This is a genomic window from Pseudomonas sp. FP597, assembly GCF_030687435.1.
GTDB classification, from domain to species: Bacteria; Pseudomonadota; Gammaproteobacteria; order Pseudomonadales; family Pseudomonadaceae; genus Aquipseudomonas; species Aquipseudomonas lactucae.
Genome location: NZ_CP117432.1, coordinates 6,431,801 through 6,451,562 on the forward strand (window position 1 = coordinate 6,431,801; position 19,762 = coordinate 6,451,562).

The 19,762-nt window shown below is 61.0% G+C and carries 16 protein-coding genes; 6 read left to right on the top strand and 10 right to left on the bottom strand.

What is annotated here, in order from left to right:
* Positions 1-6 precede the first annotated feature (6 nt).
* Together oadA and PSH66_RS29590 are read right to left on the bottom strand one after the other, a co-directional pair.
* Complete coding sequence (oadA, locus tag PSH66_RS29585) at positions 7-1,815, bottom strand: sodium-extruding oxaloacetate decarboxylase subunit alpha (RefSeq protein ID WP_003177003.1); 1,809 nt, start codon at positions 1,813-1,815, stop codon at positions 7-9.
* Between the two features lie 11 nt (positions 1,816-1,826).
* On the bottom strand, positions 1,827-3,242 hold the full coding sequence (locus PSH66_RS29590; protein WP_010565910.1) for an acetyl-CoA carboxylase biotin carboxylase subunit: 1,416 nt from the start codon (positions 3,240-3,242) through the stop codon (positions 1,827-1,829).
* 197 nt (positions 3,243-3,439) lie between these two features.
* On the opposite strand from PSH66_RS29590, the gene PSH66_RS29595 reads away from it, so the two are divergent.
* Positions 3,440-4,414 (top strand): LysR family transcriptional regulator, encoded by a 975-nt coding sequence (locus tag PSH66_RS29595; protein ID WP_141062828.1) that lies wholly within the window; start codon positions 3,440-3,442, stop codon positions 4,412-4,414.
* On the opposite strand, the gene PSH66_RS29600 is transcribed toward PSH66_RS29595, so the two are convergent.
* The 3 genes from PSH66_RS29600 to PSH66_RS29610 all read right to left on the bottom strand — a co-directional run bounded on the left by PSH66_RS29600 (position 4,344) and on the right by PSH66_RS29610 (position 8,569).
* Positions 4,344-4,541: a PA3496 family putative envelope integrity protein gene (locus PSH66_RS29600; protein ID WP_078735289.1), complete on the bottom strand. Its 198-nt coding sequence runs from the start codon at positions 4,539-4,541 to the stop codon at positions 4,344-4,346. The genes PSH66_RS29595 and PSH66_RS29600 overlap by 71 nt on opposite strands.
* A gap of 126 nt (positions 4,542-4,667) precedes the next feature.
* On the bottom strand, positions 4,668-5,534 hold the full coding sequence (gene hexR / locus PSH66_RS29605; RefSeq protein ID WP_003177007.1) for a transcriptional regulator HexR: 867 nt from the start codon (positions 5,532-5,534) through the stop codon (positions 4,668-4,670).
* 161 nt (positions 5,535-5,695) lie between these two features.
* Positions 5,696-8,569: an EAL domain-containing protein gene (locus tag PSH66_RS29610; RefSeq protein ID WP_042945508.1), complete on the bottom strand. Its 2,874-nt coding sequence runs from the start codon at positions 8,567-8,569 to the stop codon at positions 5,696-5,698.
* A gap of 278 nt (positions 8,570-8,847) precedes the next feature.
* Between PSH66_RS29610 and uvrD the strand changes: the two genes are divergently transcribed.
* From uvrD to PSH66_RS29625, 3 genes are all read left to right on the top strand, one after another.
* A complete protein-coding gene (gene uvrD, locus PSH66_RS29615) occupies positions 8,848-11,031 on the top strand; it encodes a DNA helicase II (RefSeq protein WP_003177009.1) in 2,184 nt (727 codons plus the stop codon).
* A 296-nt stretch (positions 11,032-11,327) separates the two neighbouring features.
* The gene (locus PSH66_RS29620; RefSeq protein WP_003177010.1) at positions 11,328-12,197 is read left to right on the top strand and encodes a Tim44 domain-containing protein; all 870 of its coding nucleotides are present in this window, start codon (positions 11,328-11,330) and stop codon (positions 12,195-12,197) included.
* A gap of 135 nt (positions 12,198-12,332) precedes the next feature.
* Positions 12,333-12,740 carry an SMI1/KNR4 family protein gene (locus PSH66_RS29625; RefSeq protein ID WP_078735291.1) on the top strand — a complete coding sequence of 136 codons (408 nt, stop codon included), beginning with the start codon at positions 12,333-12,335 and terminating at the stop codon, positions 12,738-12,740.
* An 82-nt stretch (positions 12,741-12,822) separates the two neighbouring features.
* Here the strand turns inward: PSH66_RS29625 and PSH66_RS29630 are convergent, their stop codons facing one another.
* Positions 12,823-14,586, bottom strand: a complete 1,764-nt coding sequence (locus PSH66_RS29630; protein ID WP_305428118.1) for a cation:proton antiporter — start codon at positions 14,584-14,586, stop codon at positions 12,823-12,825.
* Positions 14,587-14,880: 294 nt separating this feature from the next.
* Between PSH66_RS29630 and PSH66_RS29635 the strand changes: the two genes are divergently transcribed.
* Positions 14,881-15,366 (top strand): acyl-CoA thioesterase, encoded by a 486-nt coding sequence (locus PSH66_RS29635; RefSeq protein ID WP_003177014.1) that lies wholly within the window; start codon positions 14,881-14,883, stop codon positions 15,364-15,366.
* 83 nt (positions 15,367-15,449) lie between these two features.
* Here the strand turns inward: PSH66_RS29635 and pdxY are convergent, their stop codons facing one another.
* Positions 15,450-16,322, bottom strand: a complete 873-nt coding sequence (pdxY, locus tag PSH66_RS29640) for a pyridoxal kinase PdxY (protein ID WP_078826632.1) — start codon at positions 16,320-16,322, stop codon at positions 15,450-15,452.
* A gap of 117 nt (positions 16,323-16,439) precedes the next feature.
* Between pdxY and PSH66_RS29645 the strand changes: the two genes are divergently transcribed.
* The gene (locus PSH66_RS29645; protein WP_003177016.1) at positions 16,440-16,835 is read left to right on the top strand and encodes a DUF3301 domain-containing protein; all 396 of its coding nucleotides are present in this window, start codon (positions 16,440-16,442) and stop codon (positions 16,833-16,835) included.
* On the opposite strand, the gene PSH66_RS29650 is transcribed toward PSH66_RS29645, so the two are convergent.
* From PSH66_RS29650 to zigA, 3 genes are read right to left on the bottom strand one after another with little or no spacing between them, the layout of a single operon-like run.
* A complete protein-coding gene (locus PSH66_RS29650) occupies positions 16,829-17,791 on the bottom strand; it encodes a GTP-binding protein (protein ID WP_305428119.1) in 963 nt (320 codons plus the stop codon). The two genes, PSH66_RS29645 and PSH66_RS29650, sit on opposite strands and share 7 nt — an antisense overlap.
* A 44-nt stretch (positions 17,792-17,835) precedes the next feature.
* The gene (locus PSH66_RS29655) at positions 17,836-18,480 is read right to left on the bottom strand and encodes a DUF1826 domain-containing protein (protein WP_141062826.1); all 645 of its coding nucleotides are present in this window, start codon (positions 18,478-18,480) and stop codon (positions 17,836-17,838) included.
* On the bottom strand, positions 18,480-19,685 hold the full coding sequence (gene zigA, locus PSH66_RS29660) for a zinc metallochaperone GTPase ZigA (RefSeq protein WP_003177019.1): 1,206 nt from the start codon (positions 19,683-19,685) through the stop codon (positions 18,480-18,482). Before zigA ends, PSH66_RS29655 begins: the two co-directional genes overlap by 1 nt.
* Positions 19,686-19,762: the final 77 nt, after the last annotated feature.

Here is a 19,762-nt window from a genome sequence, read left to right on the forward strand (position 1 = left end):
TGGGTATCAGCCTTCGATTTCGATCAGGATTTCGCCAGGGTTGACCCGGTCGCCCTTGGCCACGTGCACGGCAGTCACCTTGCCGGCAATGGAGGCCTGAACTTCGGTTTCCATCTTCATGGCTTCGGTAATCAGCACGGCCTGGCCGGCCTTGACCACGTCGCCTTCCTTGACCAGCACGTCAACGATGTTGCCCGGCATCGCCGTGCTCACATGGCCGGGCTCCGTGGCCTGCTTGCGCTTGCTGCCGCCGCCGCTGACAAACTCGTTGAGCGGTTCGAACACCACTTCTTCGGGCATGCCGTCGATGGACAGGTAGAAGTGACGCTTGCCTTCGGCCTTCACACCGACACCGGTGATGTCCACGCGGTAGCTCTCGCCGTGCACATCGATCACGAACTCGGTCGGCACACCTTCGCCGCCGGCACGGGCGACACCGCCCGCCTCCGGGATCGGCAGCAGCACTTCCGGCGCCAGGGTGCCGGCGTCGCGTTCTTCGAGGAACTTGCGGCCAATGTCCGGGAACATGGCGTAGGTCAGCACGTCTTCTTCGGACTTGGCCAACGCGCCGATTTCACCGCGCAGCTTGGTCATTTCCGGCTTGAGCAGGTCAGCCGGGCGTACATCGATCACCTCTTCGCTGCCGATGGCCTGGCGACGCAGTTTCTCGTTCACCGTACCCGGCGCTTTGCCGTAGCCGCCTTGCAGGTAAAGCTTCACTTCGTTGGTGATGGTCTTGTAACGCTCGCCGGCCAGTACGTTGAAAAACGCCTGGGTGCCGACGATCTGAGAGGTCGGGGTGACCAGTGGCGGAAACCCGAGGTCTTCACGCACGCGCGGAATTTCGGCGAGCACTTCGCTCATGCGGTTGAGGGCGCCCTGCTCCTTGAGTTGGTTGGCCAGGTTGGAAATCATCCCGCCGGGCACCTGATTAACTTGCACCCGCGTGTCGACGGCGGTGAATTCGCTTTCGAACTGGTGGTACTTCTTGCGCACGGCGTAGAAGTACAGGCCGATCTCTTGCAGCAGTTCCAGATCGAGACCGGTGTCGAACTCGCTGCCTTTAAGCGCGGCGACCATCGATTCGGTGCCCGGGTGGCTGGTGCCCCAGGCGAAGCTGGAGATCGCGGTGTCGATGTGGTCGGCACCGTTTTCGATGGCCTTGAGTTGGCACATCGCAGCTAAACCTGCGGTGTCGTGGGAGTGGATGAAGATCGGCAGGTTCTGCTCGGCTTTCAGCGCCTTGACCAGTTCGCCGGTGGCGTACGGGGTCAGCAGGCCGGCCATGTCCTTGATCGCAATCGAGTCGCAGCCCATGGATTCCAGTTGCTTGGCCTGGGCCACGAAAGCCTCGACGGTGTGAACCGGGCTGGTGGTGTAGGCGATGGTGCCCTGGGCATGTTTGCCGGCAGCCTTGACCGCTTCGATGGCCACGCGCAGGTTACGCACGTCATTCATTGCATCGAAAATGCGGAATACGTCGATGCCATTCACGGCGGCCTTGGCGACGAACGCTTTGACCACGTCGTCGCTGTAATGGCGGTAGCCCAACAGGTTCTGGCCGCGCAGCAACATTTGCAGGCGGGTGTTGGGCAACGCGGCGCGCAGTTGGCGCAGGCGCTCCCACGGATCTTCCTTGAGGAAGCGTACGCAGGCGTCGAAAGTCGCGCCGCCCCAGACTTCCAGGGACCAGTAGCCGACTTTGTCGAGCTTGTCGCAGATCGGCAGCATGTCGTCGGTGCGCATGCGAGTCGCCAGCAACGATTGGTGGGCGTCGCGCAGGATGGTATCGGTTACGAAGATCTTTTTAGTCATTGGAATATTCCTCACAGGCCTGCGTGGGCGGCGATGGCGGCGGCGATGGCCAGGGCCAGCTCTTCGGGTTTGCGCTTGATCGAGTAGTTGGTCAGCTCAGGGTGGCTTTCCACGAAACTGGTGTTGAACTGGCCGCTGCGGAATTCCGGGTTGCGCAGGATTTCCTGGTAATAAGCGGCGGTGGTCTTCACGCCTTGCAGGCGCATGTCGTCCAAGGCGCGCAGGCCGCGGTCCATGGCTTCTTCCCAGGTCAACGCCCACACCACCAACTTGAGGCACATGGAGTCGTAGAACGGTGGGATGGTGTAGCCGGTGTAGATCGCCGTGTCGGTACGCACGCCGGGTCCGCCGGGCGCGTAGTAACGGGTGATCTTGCCGAAGCTTGGGAGGAAGTTGTTCTTCGGGTCTTCGGCGTTGATACGGAACTGCAACGCGAAGCCACGGTGCTGGATATCTTCCTGCTTTACCGACAGCGGCAGGCCCGAGGCGATGCGGATCTGCTCGCGAACGATGTCGATCCCGGTGATTTCTTCGGTGATGGTGTGTTCCACCTGCACCCGGGTGTTCATCTCCATGAAGTACACCTCGCCCTCGGCGAGCAGGAACTCCACGGTGCCGGCGTTCTCGTAGCCCACGGCCTTGGCGGCGCGCACCGACAGGTCGCCGATGTAGGCGCGCTGTTCAGGGGTCAGCTGTGGGCTGGGGGCGATTTCGATAAGCTTCTGGTTGCGGCGCTGGATCGAGCAATCGCGCTCGAACAGGTGCACCACATTGCCAAAGCTGTCACCGAGGATCTGCGCCTCGATGTGCTTGGGATTGACGATGCATTTTTCCAGGAACACTTCCGCCGAACCGAAGGCCTTGGTCGCTTCGGAGATCACGCGAGGGAAGGCTTGTTCGAGTTCTTCGCGGCTGTTGCAACGACGAATACCGCGACCGCCACCACCGGAGGTGGCCTTGAGCATCACCGGGTAACCGATACGGTCGCCTTCGGTGAGGGCTTCGGCGATGTCGGCGACGTTGCCTTCGGTGCCAGGGGTGACCGGCACGCCGGCCTTGATCATGCTGCGGCGCGCTTCGGTCTTGTCGCCCATGCGGCGGATCACTTCAGCGGCCGGACCGATGAACTTGATTCCGCGTTCGGCGCAGATGTCCGCAAGTTCCGCGTTTTCGGACAGGAAACCATAGCCAGGATGCAGCGCATCACAGCCGGTTTCCACGGCCAGGTTCACCAGCTTGCGCGGGTTGAGGTAGCCCGCCAACGGCTCGGCGCCAATGCTGTGGGCTTCGTCGGCACGCTTGACGTGCAACGCATGACGGTCGGCGTCGGAATACACCGCGACCGAGCGAATGCCCATCTCGGCGCAGGCACGCACGATTCGTACGGCAATCTCACCACGGTTGGCGATCAGGATCTTTTTTATCACTTGGAAATTCCCTTGAGCCGATTGCTGCGTTCTTCGACCCGCTTGGAGCCGGGTCGGCGCGTGACTAAATGTTTCATGACAGTCGCGAGACACACACTAAGTCCGCTGATGGATTAACAAAAATCAATAATTATTGGGTCGGGCATAAGTAAAGACTTATAGTTGGCCCATCAGTCTGGCACGGAAGTAGGAAAATAATGCGTAAGTCATTGATGCGCATGACATTGCGTCAACTGCAGATCTTTAATGAAGTGTGCGATTTGCGCTCGTACAGCCGCGCGGCCGAAGAAATGTCGCTCACACAACCGGCCGTTAGCCTACAAATTCGTCAGTTGGAAGAGCTGATCGGCCAGCCACTGTTCGATTACGTCGGCAAAAAACTCTACATGACCGAGGCCGCCGAAGCCCTGCAGCGCGCCAGTCGCGACATCTTCGGCCGCCTGGAAAACCTCGATATGCAGTTGTCGGACATGCAGGGCTCATTGCAAGGCCAGCTCAAGCTGGCGATTGAATCCAGCGCGAAGTACTTCGTCCCGCATTTGTTTGCCGCGTTCAAGCGCCAACACCCCGACGTGCAACTGCATCTGACCGTGGTCAACCGCGCCCAAGTCATTCGTCGCCTTTCCGACAACCGCGACGACCTGGTGATCATGTCCATGGTGCCCCAGGACATGGGCCTGGAGTTCCTGCCGTTTCTCAACAACCCCATCGTTGCCGTGGCGCTGCCGGATCATCCCTTGAGCCTGCAAGGGCCGCTGCGCCTGCAGGATCTGGAACCCTACACCCTGCTCATCCGCGAACCGGGCTCCGGCACGCGGCTGGCGTGTGAGGAATACTTCAAGGAAAAACGCGTGCACTTCACCCAGACGCTGGAAGTGGCCTCGGCCGAGGCGCAGCGTGAATGCGTATGCGCGGGGCTGGGCGTGGCGTTGTTGACGCGCCACGCCCTGAACCTGGAACTGGCCACCGGCGGGCTCAAGGAGCTGCCGGTGGAAGAGCTGCCGCTGTACCGCAGTTGGTGCCTGGTGCAGGCCAAGGCCAAGCGCCTATCACCGGTGGCCCATGCGTTCCTGGGCTTTATCCGCAGCGAACGGGTGCAGATCAGCGCGCTGGCTGAGCGCTTCGCTGGGCAGCCGCGGGTGCCTGCCAGTGCAGTTCCGGGTAGTCACTGATGCTCTGGAGCAGCTGGCGCTGATCGCAGCGGTCTTCGATTGCGCGACGGAACGCCATGCGGCGCTGGTCTTCCTGCTGACGACGGGTTTTGACGCAGCTGTTGCTGTCTTCGTAGGGCCGGGCCATTTGGAGTCTCCCAATGCGATTACGGGAGTACAGGATGGCCGTGGGGGATGACGCGACGATGACAGCCCGATGAAGATTCTGGACACGCAGGAGAGCCCCCTCCCACATTTGGATCTGTGTACAGTTTCAGTCGTCCAGGGCTTTGACCGATTTTGGCGACAACCGCAGGCTGCGCAAACTGCGCTTCACGCTCTTGAGGTGGTTGACCAGGCTTGGCCCGCGCGCCATGGCCACACCCATCGCCAACACGTCGATCACCACCAGGTGGGCGATGCGCGAGGTCAGCGGTGTGTAGATCTCGGTGTCTTCGTGCACATCGATCGCCAGGTTGACCGTGGACAGCTCGGCCAACGGCGTCTGGCTCGGGCACAGGGTGATCAACGACGCACCGCTCTCACGCACCAGGTTGGCGGTGATCAGCAGGTCCTTGGAGCGACCGGACTGAGAAATGCAGATCGCCACGTCGGTCGGCTTCAAGGTCACTGCCGACATCGCCTGCATGTGCGGGTCGCTATAGGCCGCCGCCGTGAGCAGCAAGCGGAAGAATTTGTGCTGGGCATCGGCCGCCACGGCGCCGGACGCACCGAAGCCATAGAACTCGACACGCTGGGCCTGGGACATGGCGGTCACGGCCTTTTGCAGCTCCACCGGATCGAGCTTTTCACGCACTTCCATCAGGGTGTGCAACGTAGTGTCGAAAATTTTCAGGCTGTAATCGGCGACGGAGTCGTCTTCGTGAATCGCAAACTGGCCGAAGCTGGCGCCGGCGGCCAGGCTCTGGGCCAGCTTGAGTTTCAAGTCCTGGAAACCGGAGCAACCGATGGCACGGCAGAAACGCACGATGGTCGGCTCGCTGATGCCCACACTGTGGGCCAGATCGGCCATGGAACTGTGCATCACAGCCGCAGGGTCAAGCAGCACGTGATCGGCAACCTTGAGTTCCGATTTGCGTAACAGGTGGCGCGACTGGGCGATATGTTGCAACAGGTTCAAAGGGCAGGACTCTTGTTATTGGCAGGGCCAGGGATGTAGCAAGCTTGTAGTTATACTACAAGAATTACCGTTTTGCCCGTCCGACGCATCACTAAATCGCCCTGCTGCCCTCTGATTCAAAGGGCAGGCGGTTTGTAGCCACAACGGCGCCCTTGGCGTCTCTAGGAAAAATCCACGTTTTTGCGTAACAAATCCGCCAACCCGTCGGCCTGCATCGGCCGGCTGATCAAGTAGCCTTGCACTTCGTCACAGCGCTCCACCCGCAGGAAGTCCAGTTGCTGCTGATCTTCCACGCCTTCGGCCACGACCTTGAGCGACAAACCGTGAGCCATGGCGATGATCGCTCGGGTGATGGCGGCATCTTCGCGACCTTGGCCGAGACCACGGATGAAGGCTTGATCGATCTTTACGTAGTCCACCGGGATGCGCTTGAGGTAGCTGAGGGACGAATAGCCGGTGCCGAAGTCGTCGATGGCCAGCTTCACGCCCAGATCCCGCAGCTGCTGGAACGTCGCAATGATGTGTTCGACGCTGTCGAGCAACTGGCTTTCGGTCAATTCCAACTCAAGATATTGCGGGTCCAGGCCGGTTTCTTCCAGCACTTGGCGCACCAGGCTGACCAGCTTGCCCTGGCGCAACTGATGCACCGACAGGTTCACTGACACGCGAATCGGTGCCAGCCCCTGGCGCTGCCATTCGCACGCCTGCCAGCACGCTTCACGCAAGACAAATTCGCCCAGCGGCACGATCAGGCCGGTTTCTTCGGCCAGACCGATAAAGTCGGCGGGTGGCACCATGCCCCACTGCGGGTGCTCCCAACGGATCAACGCTTCGACCGCATTGAGCTTGCCGGTGGCCAGGCACAGTTTGGGCTGATAGAACACGGTGAGCTGACGCTCGTCGATGGCTTTGCGCAGGTGGTTTTCCAGCTGCAGGCGCTCCAGGGTGCTGGCTTGCAGGCTGTCGGTGTAGAACTGGAAGTTATTGCCGCCCAGGTGCTTGGCGTGCTGCATGGCCATGTTCGACTGGCTGACCAACGCAGAAATTTCCCGCGCATTGTCCGGCAGCAGGCTTACGCCCATCGAAGCACTGACTACCAGCTCATGGCCTTCCACCGCCACCGGCACCCGTAGCTTGGCCAGCAGCCGCGTAGCCACCCGCGCCAGGCTCGACAGGTTGCCGTAGGCGTCGAACAGCACCGCAAACTCATCGCCGGACAGGCGCGCAATGGTGTCCGCTTCAGGCAAAGCGTTGATCAGCCGACGAGCCATCTTTTGCAACAACTGGTCGGCGACTTCATGACCCAGGCTGTCGTTGAGCAGTTTGAAGCGATCAAGGTTGATGTGCAGCAGCGCAAGGCTGCGCCCGCCCTGGCGCACACGCTGATGCGCCTCGCGCAACCGTTCGCGGAACAGCGAGCGGTTGGCCAGGCCGGTCAATTCATCGTAATGGGTGAGGTAGCGCATGCGCTCCTCGGACTCGCGCCGCGCCGACAAATCGGCGAAGAAACCCACGATATGACTGACTTTTCCCCGTAGATCGCGCACGGCATTCAGCTGTAGCCATTGCGGGTACAGCTCGCCGTTCTTGCGCGTTTCCACCAACTCGCCCTGCCACGTGCCGTGGCTGAGCAACGCCTGGCGGATCACTGGGAAGTGACGGCGCGCATCGCGGCTGCTGGGCAGTTCCACCACGTTGCGACCCAGCATGTCATCGATTTCAAAACCGGTGACGCGGCTGAACGCCTGGTTGACGGCAAGCAGGACGTAGTCCGGATCGAGGATCACGATGCCCTCGCTGGCGGCTTCGAACACCGTCGATGCCAGCCGCTGCTGTTCTTCAAGCACTTTGCCAGCACTGATATCGCGGCGAGTGCCGAGCATGCGGATCACGCGCCCGTTCGGCGCACGCTCCACGGCGCGGCCGCGATCCTCGATCCACACCCAGTGGCCAGCACCATGGCGCACGCGGTACTCCACCTGATAATCCTCGGTACGGCCCTTGAGGTGCTCCACCAGGGCGCGCTTGAGCAGCGGCAAGTCGTCGGGGTGCAGGCGTGGCTTGAGATGACCGAGCATGGCCGTGACGTACTCGGGCTCCAGGCCGAACAGCTCTTTTAGCTGCGTGTGATGGACTTCATCGGTTTGCAGGTTCCAGTCCCACAGACCCAGTTCACTGGCTTGCAGGGCCATGACCAGGCGCGCTTCGCTTTTGTTCAGGGCCAGGCTGGCGGCGTCCAGTTCCTGACTGCGTTGGGCCACGCGGTCCTGCAGGCCGAGTTGCGCTTCGCGCAGTTCCTCCTCGACTTGACGACGCTGCTCGACTTCACGCATCAGGTCCTGGTTTAACTGCTCGCTGCGCTGCTGCGCCTCTTGCAGATGCTCGATCAGCGCCTGATTCTGGAAACGCCGTAATAATTCGCGCTGGATCAGCCGGTTGATCTGCCATGCCACCAGGTTCAGCGACACCAGCAGGATCAGACCGAGCACGCCCCAGCCTTGTTGCTGCGGGTTGCCATCCCACAATAGATACACGATGGACGGCACCAGGCACGGCACGGCAAAGGATAGAAACGCCGGCAGGCTCACGGCGTAGGCCACACTGGCCGACAAGGTGGCAGCGCCGATCAGGCCAAATACCCAGGCTTGCTGCATGAAGCTGTTCACCGGTGCCAGGGCGATGGCGGCAGCGGCCAGGGTCAAGCCGCTCACCGCCGAACCGAGCATGAACATGCGCCGCCACACCGGGTGGGCCTGGCGGCTGGGCATGGCCGAATCGAAAGCCGCCACCTGGATCACACGCAGGGCAACCAACGCCAGCAGCCAGACCAGCCAGATGCTGTCCAGCAGCACTTGCCTGGGGTTCCACAGCAGCCAGACGCAGACCAGACCATTGACCAGCATTAACAAGGTAGGCAGCAAAGAACCCTGATACAGCAGGCGTGTACGTTCGACCGCGATCTCGGTGGCGTAGTGTTTGCGGATGACCTGCGCGGGCGATATCGAGAGGCCCATCAGATCGGAGCTAAGGGTCATAGGCAGTGTTCTTATAATGGTGAGCCCGAAACGTCGACGGAGCATACACAAGCAAAGGCTCGGGCCAAACTGCTCCAGGTCATAAAAACTACCCGGTCATCCTCCGCAAACCTCGGGCCCAGAGGGCTTGAGCGAGACACCGTGCGGGCTGCGCGGCTGACCGACCGGTCATCACCCCAGGCAGAATGTTTGCCCGGCCCGAACCGCAGAGACTATTTTGCATCGACCATCCGGCATTGAGATTTGCCCGACACCCCCCGGCACCCTAGAATGCGCCGATGCGCGATGATCTCTCTCTTTTGCTGAACTCCCTCAACGATGCCCAACGCCAGGCCGTAGCAGCCCCCGTTGGCCGTCAGTTGGTCCTGGCCGGTGCTGGCTCCGGTAAAACCCGAGTGCTGGTGCACCGTATCGCCTGGTTGATCCAGGTCGAGAACGCGTCCCCGCATTCGATCCTGTCGGTGACCTTCACCAACAAGGCCGCTGCCGAGATGCGTCACCGTATCGAGCAGTTGATGGGCATCAGCCCGGCCGGCATGTGGGTGGGCACCTTCCACGGCCTGGCGCACCGCCTGTTGCGGGCGCATTGGCAGGAAGCAGGCCTGGCCCAGACCTTCCAGATTCTGGACAGCGATGACCAGCAACGCCTGGTCAAGCGAGTCATCCGCGAACTGGGCCTCGACGAACAACGCTGGCCGGCGCGCCAGGCCCAGTGGTTTATCAACGGCCAGAAAGACGAGGGCCTGCGCCCGCAACATATCCAGGCCAGCGGCGATTTGTTCCTGGCGACCATGCGCAGCATTTATGAAGCCTACGAGGCCGCCTGCGTACGCGCCGGGGTGATCGACTTCTCCGAGCTGCTGTTGCGCGCCCTCGACCTGTGGCGCGACAACCCAGGCTTGCTGGCCCATTACCAGAAGCGCTTTCGCCACATTCTGGTGGACGAGTTCCAGGACACCAACGCCGTGCAATACGCCTGGTTGCGCCTGCTGGCCAAAGGCGGCGACAGCCTGATGGTGGTGGGCGACGACGACCAGTCGATCTACGGCTGGCGCGGCGCGAAAATCGAGAACATCTACCAGTATTCCGAAGATTTCCCGGACGCGGTCACCATACGCCTGGAGCAGAACTACCGCTCCACCGCCGGCATCCTCAAGGCCGCCAACGCCTTGATCGCCAACAACACCGGGCGCCTGGGCAAAGAGCTGTGGACCGACGGCGGCGAAGGCGAAGCGATCAACCTCTACGCCGCCTTCAACGAGCACGACGAAGCGCGCTATGTGGTGGAAACCATCGAAAGCGCCCTGAAGACCGGCCTGGCACGCAGCGATATCGCGATTCTGTACCGCTCCAACGCCCAATCGCGTGTATTGGAAGAAGCCCTGCTGCGCGAACGCATCCCCTACCGCATCTATGGCGGCCAGCGCTTCTTCGAGCGGGCTGAAATCAAGAACGCCATGGCGTACCTGCGTCTGCTGGAAGGCCGTGGCAACGATGCGGCGCTGGAGCGGGTGATCAATATCCCGGCCCGTGGCATCGGCGAGAAAACCGTTGAAGCGATCCGCGACCATGCGCGCCACGCCGATGTGTCGATGTGGGAGTCCATGCGCCTGCTGATCGCCAATAAAGGCCTGACCGGTCGCGCTGCCGGTGCGTTGGGCGTGTTTGTCGAGCTGATCGAGAACCTCGCCGCCAAATGTGCGGATATGCCGCTGCACTTGATGACCCAGACGGTAATCGAGCAGTCCGGGCTGATCGCCTATCACGAAGCGGAAAAAGGCGAGAAGGGCCAGGCTCGGGTAGAAAACCTCGAGGAACTGGTCAGCGCCGCCCGTGCGTTCGAAAACACCGAGGAAGACGAAGAGCTGACTCCCCTCGCCGCGTTCCTCGGCCACGCATCACTGGAGGCCGGTGACACTCAGGCCGACGAGCATGAAGACAGCATCCAGTTGATGACCTTGCACAGCGCCAAGGGCCTGGAGTTTCCGTATGTGTTCCTGGTGGGCATGGAAGAAGGCCTGTTCCCGCACAAGATGAGCCTGGAGGAGCCCGGCCGCCTTGAGGAAGAACGCCGCCTGGCCTACGTTGGGATCACCCGTGCGATGCAGAACCTGGTGATGACCTATGCCGAGACCCGACGCCTGTACGGCAGCGAGACCTACAATAAGGTGTCGCGTTTCGTACGTGAAGTGCCTAAGGGTCTGATCCAGGAAGTGCGTCTCTCCAACAGCGTCAGTCGCCCGTTCGGCGGCGGCCAGCAGCAGAACTCCAGCACCCTGTTCGCCGGTTCCGAGATTCCGGAAACCCCGTTCAGCCTTGGCCAGCAGGTCAAGCATGCGATCTTCGGTGAAGGCGTGATCCTCAACTTCGAAGGTGCCGGTGCCCAGGCCCGCGTACAGGTGAACTTCGCCGAAGGCAGCAAGTGGCTGATGATGGGTTACGCAAAGCTCGAAGCTGTCTGAGCTGATCATCTGTGGCGAGGGAGCTTGCTCCCGCTGGCGTGCGCAGAGCGCCCGTTTTTTGGGGCTGCTACGCAGCCCAGCGGGAGCAAGCTCCCTCGCCACAATGAAACACTGCGTAACATGAAGATTGTCGGCCCGCCCTTGTTTTAGACAAGTGCGGACCTACATCTGTAACTAGTCCTACAGCCCCTTCGGATTAGGTCTTACGCAAAAGCCCGAAACATTATGTCGCTAGCCACTGTCATTACACCTGTGCAACATGGCGCGCGTGCAATCCACAAATGGGAATTCCCTTTATGAAACGTTTTCTTAGCATCGCCATGGCGTTGTGCATCGGCCTGACGATGAGCCTCGACGCCAACGCCAAACGCTTCGGTGGCGGCAAAAGCTCGGGCGCGGCGCCGACTCACCAGACCAGCCAAATGGCTCCAACCGCCGGTGCGGGCGGTGCTGCGGCTACCGCGGGCGCAGCCGGTGCCACTGGCGCCGCCGCCAAGGCCGGCGGTGCTTCGCGCTGGTTGGGCCCTCTGGCCGGTATCGCAGCCGGTGGCCTGCTCGCGTCCATGTTCATGGGCGGCGGCTTCCAGGGCATGCAGATCTTCGACATCCTGATCATGGCCGTCATCGCCTTCCTGGTCTTCCGTTTCATCGCCGCCCGTCGTCGCAAGCAGCAGGAGCACCTGGCTCCAGCCGGCGCGCCGATGCAGCGTGAAGCGTTCGAGCAAAAACCTGCCATGGGTTCGATCTTCGGTGGTTCAGCAGCACCCGCTGCAGCCCGTCCGGTGATCAACGCACCGGCCTGGTTCAACGAAGAGCGCTTCGTCGAAGCGGCCCGCAGCCACTTCCAGTCCCTGCAGCAGCACTGGGACGCCAACGAAATGGACAAGATCTCCGAGTTCGTGACCCCACAACTGCTGGAGTTCCTCAAGCGCGAACGCGCCGACCTGGGCGACGGCTTCCAGTCGACCTATATCGACGACCTGCGCGTACAGCTGGACGGTGTGGACGATCGCGCCGACAAGACCATCGCCACCCTGACCTTCAGCGGTGTGTCGAAGACCTCGCGCTTCGATCAGGGCGAAGCGTTCAGCGAAAGCTGGAACATGGAACGCGCCCAAGGCGACGACCAGCCATGGCTGGTCGCCGGTATCCGCCAGAACGGCTGATCTCCGTACACATGTGCAAGCTGTAACAAAACCCCGGACTTGTTCCGGGGTTTTCTATTTCACGGTTGCACTTATAGCGAGCTACTGTATAAAACGCCCCTATTAACCGCGCCATCTAGCAAGAGGATCCCGGCCGTGGAAGAAATCATCGAACAACTGCGTGAAGCCAACGAACCGGTCCCGGTTCCCTTGGAGCTACCTGACGAAGATCAACTGGTCGAAATCGAAGAACAGCTGTTCATCGATATCCCATTTGTCTTCCGCGAATTCCTGCTGACCGTCAGCGACGTGGTCTACGGCAGCCTGGAGCCGGTCACCGTTACCGACCCACAATCCCACACCTACCTGCCGGATGTGGCCGCCAACGCCTGGGATGCCGGCGTGGATCGCAGCATGATCCCGATCTGCCAGGACGGCGACGACTACTACTGCGTCGAGGAAGACGGCACTGTGGTGCTGTGGTCCGCCGAAGAAGAACTCGTCCAGGAAGAAACCTGGGAATCGGTCTGGCACTGGGCGCGGGACGTCTGGCTGGAAAGCTGATAACCGCCCCCTATCCACCAGACTTGCTGTGGTGAGCGGGCTTGCCCCGCGCTGGGCCGCGTAGCGGCCCCCATCAGAGCCATTAGTGCTCCGGCGTGTCCTTGTGGTTATCCAGCGTCTCCAGCAACGCGACCTGCATCCGCGTATGCACGCGGATGAACCAGCGCCAGAGCACGGCCGCCACCGCCGCCGCGACCACGGCAATCAGCACCAGCAACTTGTTGGTCGGCAGAATACTGGCCGACAAGGCTGCCAATAGCAGGAAGATCACCAGCAGCGACAAAATGGGGATCAGCTCTGCAATTACCCGGCGCACGCGCTGGGTATGCCGCCCGGCCATCTCCGGTTTCACGCTCATCTCCGCCAGCAACATCGAGAGCGCCTTGAGCTTGCGGTACGCCGCGATCAAGAACGGCAGCGACAACAGCAAAGCCCCACCCCAGATCAATGCCTTCTGCCAGCTTGGATCGCTGATCCAGCCCTGCAGATAGCCGCCGATACGTGTTGCGAAAAAGCTGCCGGTGAAGAAGATCGCAATCACCAGCGCCAAATTGATCCCCACCTGCAGGATGATCTTGCGGATCATCGACGCCAGCATCGCGCCCTCGCCTTGCGGCTGAATGCTGCGCAGCCATTCACCATACATACCGAATACCCGGCTCATGCGCTGGGGCATCAACGCGGCAAGCTTCAATGACAACGGGTCGGCACCGCGAATCAGGTAAGGCGTGAGCAGCGTGGTAATCGCCGACACCGCGACCGCCACCGGATAAAGAAAATCGCTGGTGACCTGCAAGGTCATCCCCAACGCGGCGATGATGAAGGAGAACTCGCCAATCTGTGACAGCCCCATGCCCACACGCAGTGAGGTCCGACCATCATTGCCAGCGATAAACGCCCCCAGGCCGCAGGACAGCATCTTGCCCAGCACCACGGCCACGGTGATGACCGCGATTGGCCAGGCGTATTGCAGCAGGATCTGTGGATCGATCATCAAGCCGATCGCCACGAAGAAGATGGCACTGAACATGTCGCGAACCGGCTCGATCAGGCGCTCGATCTTAATCAACTGTCGGGACTCGGCCATGATCGCGCCGATCAGGAACGCCCCCAGCACCATGCTGTATTCGAGCTTGACCACCAACAGGCAGAAACCGAAGCACAGACCCAGTACCGTGATCAGCAGCATCTCATTGCTGTCGAACGTGGCCACGTAGGCCAGCAAACGCGGCACCAGCAAAATCCCGATGACCAGGGCGACGATCATGAACAGCGACAGCTTGCCGACGGTGGAGAATACTTCGCCGGAACTCACCGTGCCGCTGACGGCGATGCTCGACAGCAAGGCGATGATGCCGATGCCCAGGATGTCCTCGACGATCAGCACACCGAAGATCAGTTGGGCGAAGCGCTGGTCCTTCATCTTCAGGTCATTGAGCGCCTTGACGATGATGGTGGTCGAGGAAATCGCCAGGATTGCACCGAGGAACAGCGAGTCCATGGTGTTCCAGTCGAACCACTGGCCGATCTCGTAGCCGATCCAGATCATCAGGATGATTTCCAGGAAGGCCGCGATAAACGCAGTGGCGCCGACCTTGAACAGCTTGCGCAGGCTGAATTCCAGGCCCAGGCAGAACATCAGGAAGATCACCCCCAGCTCGGCAAGTGTCTTGATGGTGTCTTCGTCGTGAATCAGGCCGAACGGCGGGGTGTGCGGACCGATGATGAAGCCAGCGACGATGTACCCCAGCACCACCGGCTGCTTGAGGCGGTGAAACAGGACGGTGACCACCCCGGCTACCAGCATGATCACGGCCAAGTCCTGGATAAAGCTGATGGCGTGCATGGCGAGGGGCTCCTCCTTATGGGTACTGACGCTTTTGCCACGTCCACCTGCGAACATAAAAAGTCGCAAAGAGCGGAAGGAAAAGTCTGCCTTGATCGTAAGAAATACCCTGAGATGGGCTTTTGAAGGTTAACACCGCGACTTCCACCGGAAAGCCGGTGCAATATATGGAAACAGATCGGTCCAGGCGTGACGGCAAGCCGCCCACCGGCGTCCCGTAAGGGATGGCGCTGCAAAGATTCCAGCACCCGCAGAGGTGCGCCCCAACCAATGCCTACAACCCGTGAGTGTGCTATGGAACCCGGAAACGCCCAGCTGTCGATGACAGTACTGATGACCCCTGATATGGCCAACTTCTCAGGCAATGTCCACGGCGGCACCCTGCTCAAGTACCTCGACGAAGTGGCTTACGCCTGCGCGAGCCGTTATGCAGGCCGCTATGTGGTGACGTTGTCGGTGGATCAGGTGATTTTCCGCGAGCCGATCCATGTGGGCGAGCTGGTGACGTTCCTGGCGTCGGTCAACTACACCGGCAATACCTCGATGGAAGTGGGTATCAAGGTGGTGACCGAGAACATTCGCGAGCGCTCGGTACGCCATACCAACAGCTGCTTTTTCACCATGGTGGCCGTGGACGACCAGCGCAAACCGGCCGCCGTACCGCCGCTGCAACCGCACAACAGCGAAGACAAGCGCCGGTTCGTGCAGGCCCAGCAACGCCGGCAGATTCGCCAGGAGCTGGAGAAGCGGTATCAGGAAATCAAGGCGGACGCGCTGTAGGTCCCAACCTGCAAAGAGGGTCAAATGTGGGAGGGAGCAAGTCGAATCGTCGCACCGCCCCTCCCACATTGGGTTTTGTGTACTTACAGTCCGATCGGTGTTGCTTCAAACCGCACGCGCGGATGAGCAATACGATCCTGCGCCCGCACCAGTTCCAGTTCATAACTGGCACACGCCTGGGTTTCCAGCAGCACTTCATGTACCGCCGCCGCAGTGAACTCAAACGCCGCCAGCAGGCTATCGCCCAACAACACCCTTGCCAGAAACAAACCCGAAGTCAGGTCGCCCACGCCCACCGGCTGGCGCGGAAATGCCAGCAAGGGCCGGCGCAGGTGCCAACTGCCATCGGCCGTCACCAGCAGCATCTCGAAACCATCCGCCAGCTTGCCCGGGTAATCCAGGTGCTTGACCAGTACCGCCTTGGGCCCGCGCGCCAGCAACGCCTTGGCCATGGCCAGGCAATCGAACAGCGACTGCGGCTTGCGCCCGGCAAAGCTGTCCAGCTCCAGCTGGTTGGGGCACAGGAAATCAGCCATGGCGGCGGCTTCATCGAGAAGGAAATCGCTGACGTCCTGGGGCACGATGCAACCTTTTTCCGGATGGCCCATCACCGGGTCGCACAGGTACAGGGCCTTTGGGTTGATGGCTTTGATCCGCGCCACACCGGTAAGAATCGCCCGACCCTGGTCCGCACTGCCCAGGTAGCCGGAAAGGATCGCATCGCAGTTACCCAGCTCGCCAATCGCAGCGATGCCTTCCACCAGCGCAGGAATTTGCTGCGATGCCAACACTTCGCCCGCCCACTGTCCATACTGGGTGTGGTTGGAGAACTGCACCGTGTTCAGCGGCCACACATTTACCCCGACCCGCTGCATGGGGAACACGGCGGCGCTGTTTCCGGCGTGGCCGAAGACCACATGAGACTGGATCGCAAGCAGATGAGGTGTGCGTTTCATGCAGGGGATTTCCGTAAAGCCGTCGAAATTCTGGCCGCGCAGTATGCGACTAAACGCAGCCTGTACGACAGACCGGCGACGCAGTTAAGCTGCGCTCACTTTGTTGGAGTTTTTCACATGCTGACCCTGGGAAACATGTTCGTGTTGATGCTGCTGGCGACGGGCGCCGCCTGGGTATGGCACAACCACGGCTTGCGCGAGCGGGCGCTGGAGCGGGTCAAGCAGCATTGCGCCAAGCTCGATATCGAGTTGCTCGACGGCGCGGTGGCCTTGAAGCGCATAGGCTTTGTGAAGGATGCCAGCGGGCGGCGACGTTTGGCGCGTGTCTACAATTTCGAGTTCACGGTGACGGGTGAGGCTCGCCACAGCGGGACCATCACCCAATTCGGCGCCCACAGCGCGCAGATCGAACTGGCGCCCTATCCGTTCGAAGCCAAGGAACCGCTGCCCAGCGCGGACGTGATCGAGCTGAGCCAGTGGCGTCAGGACCACGCGACCAAGAAGCGTCAGTAACGGCAGGCCGCCAGTGCGGCCTGTAACGCGGCCAGGTCCTGTGGTGCGCTGAAAATCAATTCAATACGCGAATCTCGCCGCCACTCGCTGGGTTGCCAGACGAACGGGCTGTTATCCACAGAATTAGCGCTGAGCCATGCGTCACGGCTGTGGATAACCAGTTTGGCGCGGCGCCAATCAAGGCTTGTCAGCCATAAGACCAGGCGTTGCGGGTCAAATGGCTGGCTCGGGTGCCAGCGCCAGCCCACACTCCAGCCACCCTCCTGGGCCTGGCTCAAGCAAATCGGCACGGCGGGATCGCTCCAGATCGCCGGCATTTGCGCCAATCCGTTGGGTATGTCGAGGTTATCCACAGCCCCCTGCGCTTTTGCGTCCAGCCCCGGTAAACGTGCCAGCGGCAACTGCGCCTGATGGGTCCAGTGAAACGGGCAATCGGGTAGTTGCCGTTCGATTGCCTGGCGCTGTGCGGCGTTGAGCGCTTCGTCCTTGTTCAATACCAGCAACCCGGCACTGACCAGCGCCTGCTGCTGAGCCTGCGGCAAGGGTTTGCCCGCCGCCAGGGCCTGTGCATCGAGTACCAACACGCAGGGCTGAACGGCCAGCACGGTCTGCCACGGCGCTTCGCGCAACTGCTTGAGCAACTGCGCGGGGTGGCCCAGGCCCGAGGGTTCGATAAACAGCCGATCCGGCTTGGCCTTACGCAGCAGGCGACCCAGGCCTACCTGAAACGGTGCACCGTTCACACAGCACAGGCAGCCACCCGCCACTTCCCCAATAGCTATGCCGTCGTCATCCAGGGTCAGCAACGCGGCGTCCAGGCCTATCTGGCCGAACTCGTTGATCAACACCGCCCAGCGCTCGTTGGCCGGGCGTTGGGCAAGCAGGTGCTTGATCAGGCTGGTCTTGCCGGCGCCCAAAGGCCCGGCAATCACGTGAGTGGGAATGTTCTGCAGCATCAGGGGCATCGTTCGGGCCGTGTAGAGCGTTTGATCCTACGCGGTTATGCGAGCCAATCCAGCGTCAGAATCAATCGGCGCTCATCGGCTTTCAGGGCGGGTGAGCGGTGAATCAGGCCATGAGCTTCGTTGCCATGCCATTTGGTGCCCTTGAGCAACGCCACTTCGCCACACTGGATCTGCTCAATCCGCTCAAGGGGTTCGGCGTCCGGTTGGCTCAGTTTGCGTCGGTCCATAACGCCTTCACGCAACCATTGGCTACCGACGCCGGCATAGGTGGTGATCAACCGAACCGGCACATGGTCGACGTGAAAACGCGGGCACATGGCTTTGTCCAGCAAGCGCAGGCGCACGCCGATGCGCTTGGCGCCGAGCAGGCAGGCAAACGCGCTGACCAACCATGCCACATCGGCAATAAAGCCTTCATAGCCTTCAAGATCGCGGCAACTGGACGCCAGACCGCGCAAGTTCGGTTCGGCGTCTTCGCTGTTGAGCTCAATGACCATCGAGTCGGCCAGCGGCTCGTCAAGCGCCACCAGCAAGGCGCCGAATTCGGCGATGTGCAGCGGCAATTGGCGCTGCCACAGCGCCAGGTTGACGCCGTCTTCGAGGATCTCGGACAGCGCCAGCGGGGTGTCGCCACGGGTCTGGCGAATCACCGGACGCAAGGGGGTAAGGGGTGCCAGCATCAGGCTGCCTCTTCATACCAGGGGCCAAATGGATCAGCCAGCAGGCGCCAGCCTTCAACACCCAACGCCATTTCTTCATCAGTGAGCAGGCAGGCGTCCAACTCGGCACGCATCTGTGCAAAGTCGATGTGCTGCCCGATAAACACCAGTTCCTGGCGGCAGTCGCCGGTGCTCAGCTGCCAATTGCCCATGATCGCCGCGACGCTTTCTTCGTCCTGCGGCCATTGGCTTTTCGGCACAAAGCGCCACCAGCGTCCGGCAAAACCGTGGCGCATCAGGCCACCGGCCTGGGACCAACTGCCCGCATCCTGGTGCTTGCTGGCCAACCAGAAGAACCCCTTGGAGCGCAGCAATTTGCCGTTGACCCAAGGGCGGTCGATAAAATCAAAAAAGCGTTGCGGGTGGAACGGGCGACGGGCGCGATAGGCGGTGGAGGCGATACCGTATTCCTCGGTCTCCGGCACATGTTCACCACGCAGCTCCTGCAACCAACCCGGCGCTTGCGCGGCGCGTTCGAAGTCGAAGCGGCCGGTGTTGAGGATCTTGTCCAACGGCACTTCCCCCATGACCATCGGGATGATTTGCGCCTGGGCGTTGAGGCGTTCCAGGATCGCCATCAACTCTTCGCGCTCATGGCTGCCGATCAGGTCGATCTTGCTGATCAGGATGACGTCGGCGAATTCGATCTGTTCAATCAGCAGGTCAGTAATGGAGCGCTCATCCTCTTCGCCGAGGGTTTCGCCCCGTGAGGCCAGGCTTTCGGCGGCTTGGTAGTCGAGCAGGAAATTCATGCCGTCGACCACGGTAACCATGGTATCCAGCCGCGCGATATCGGCCAGGCTTTGCTCGTTTTCATCGCGGAAAGTGAAGGTTTCGGCCACCGGCAAAGGTTCGGAGATGCCAGTGGATTCGATCAGCAGGTAATCGAACCGACCTTCCCTGGCGAGTTTTCCGACCTCTTCGAGCAGGTCCTCACGCAAGGTGCAGCAGATGCAGCCATTGCTCATTTCCACCAGTTTTTCTTCGGCACGATTGAGCGTGACGTCGCGCTGCACCTCACTGCCGTCGATATTGATTTCACTCATGTCGTTGACGATCACAGCCACCCGCAGGTTTTCGCGGTTGCGCAGAACATAGTTGAGCAGCGTGCTTTTACCGGCGCCGAGAAAGCCGGACAACACGGTAACGGGGAGACGATTGGGCATAAGGTGGTTCTCATCAGGGGTGGCCGATCATGGCAAGCGGTTCACGGGTCAGGCTGTTTTTAATGTTATAGTATAAC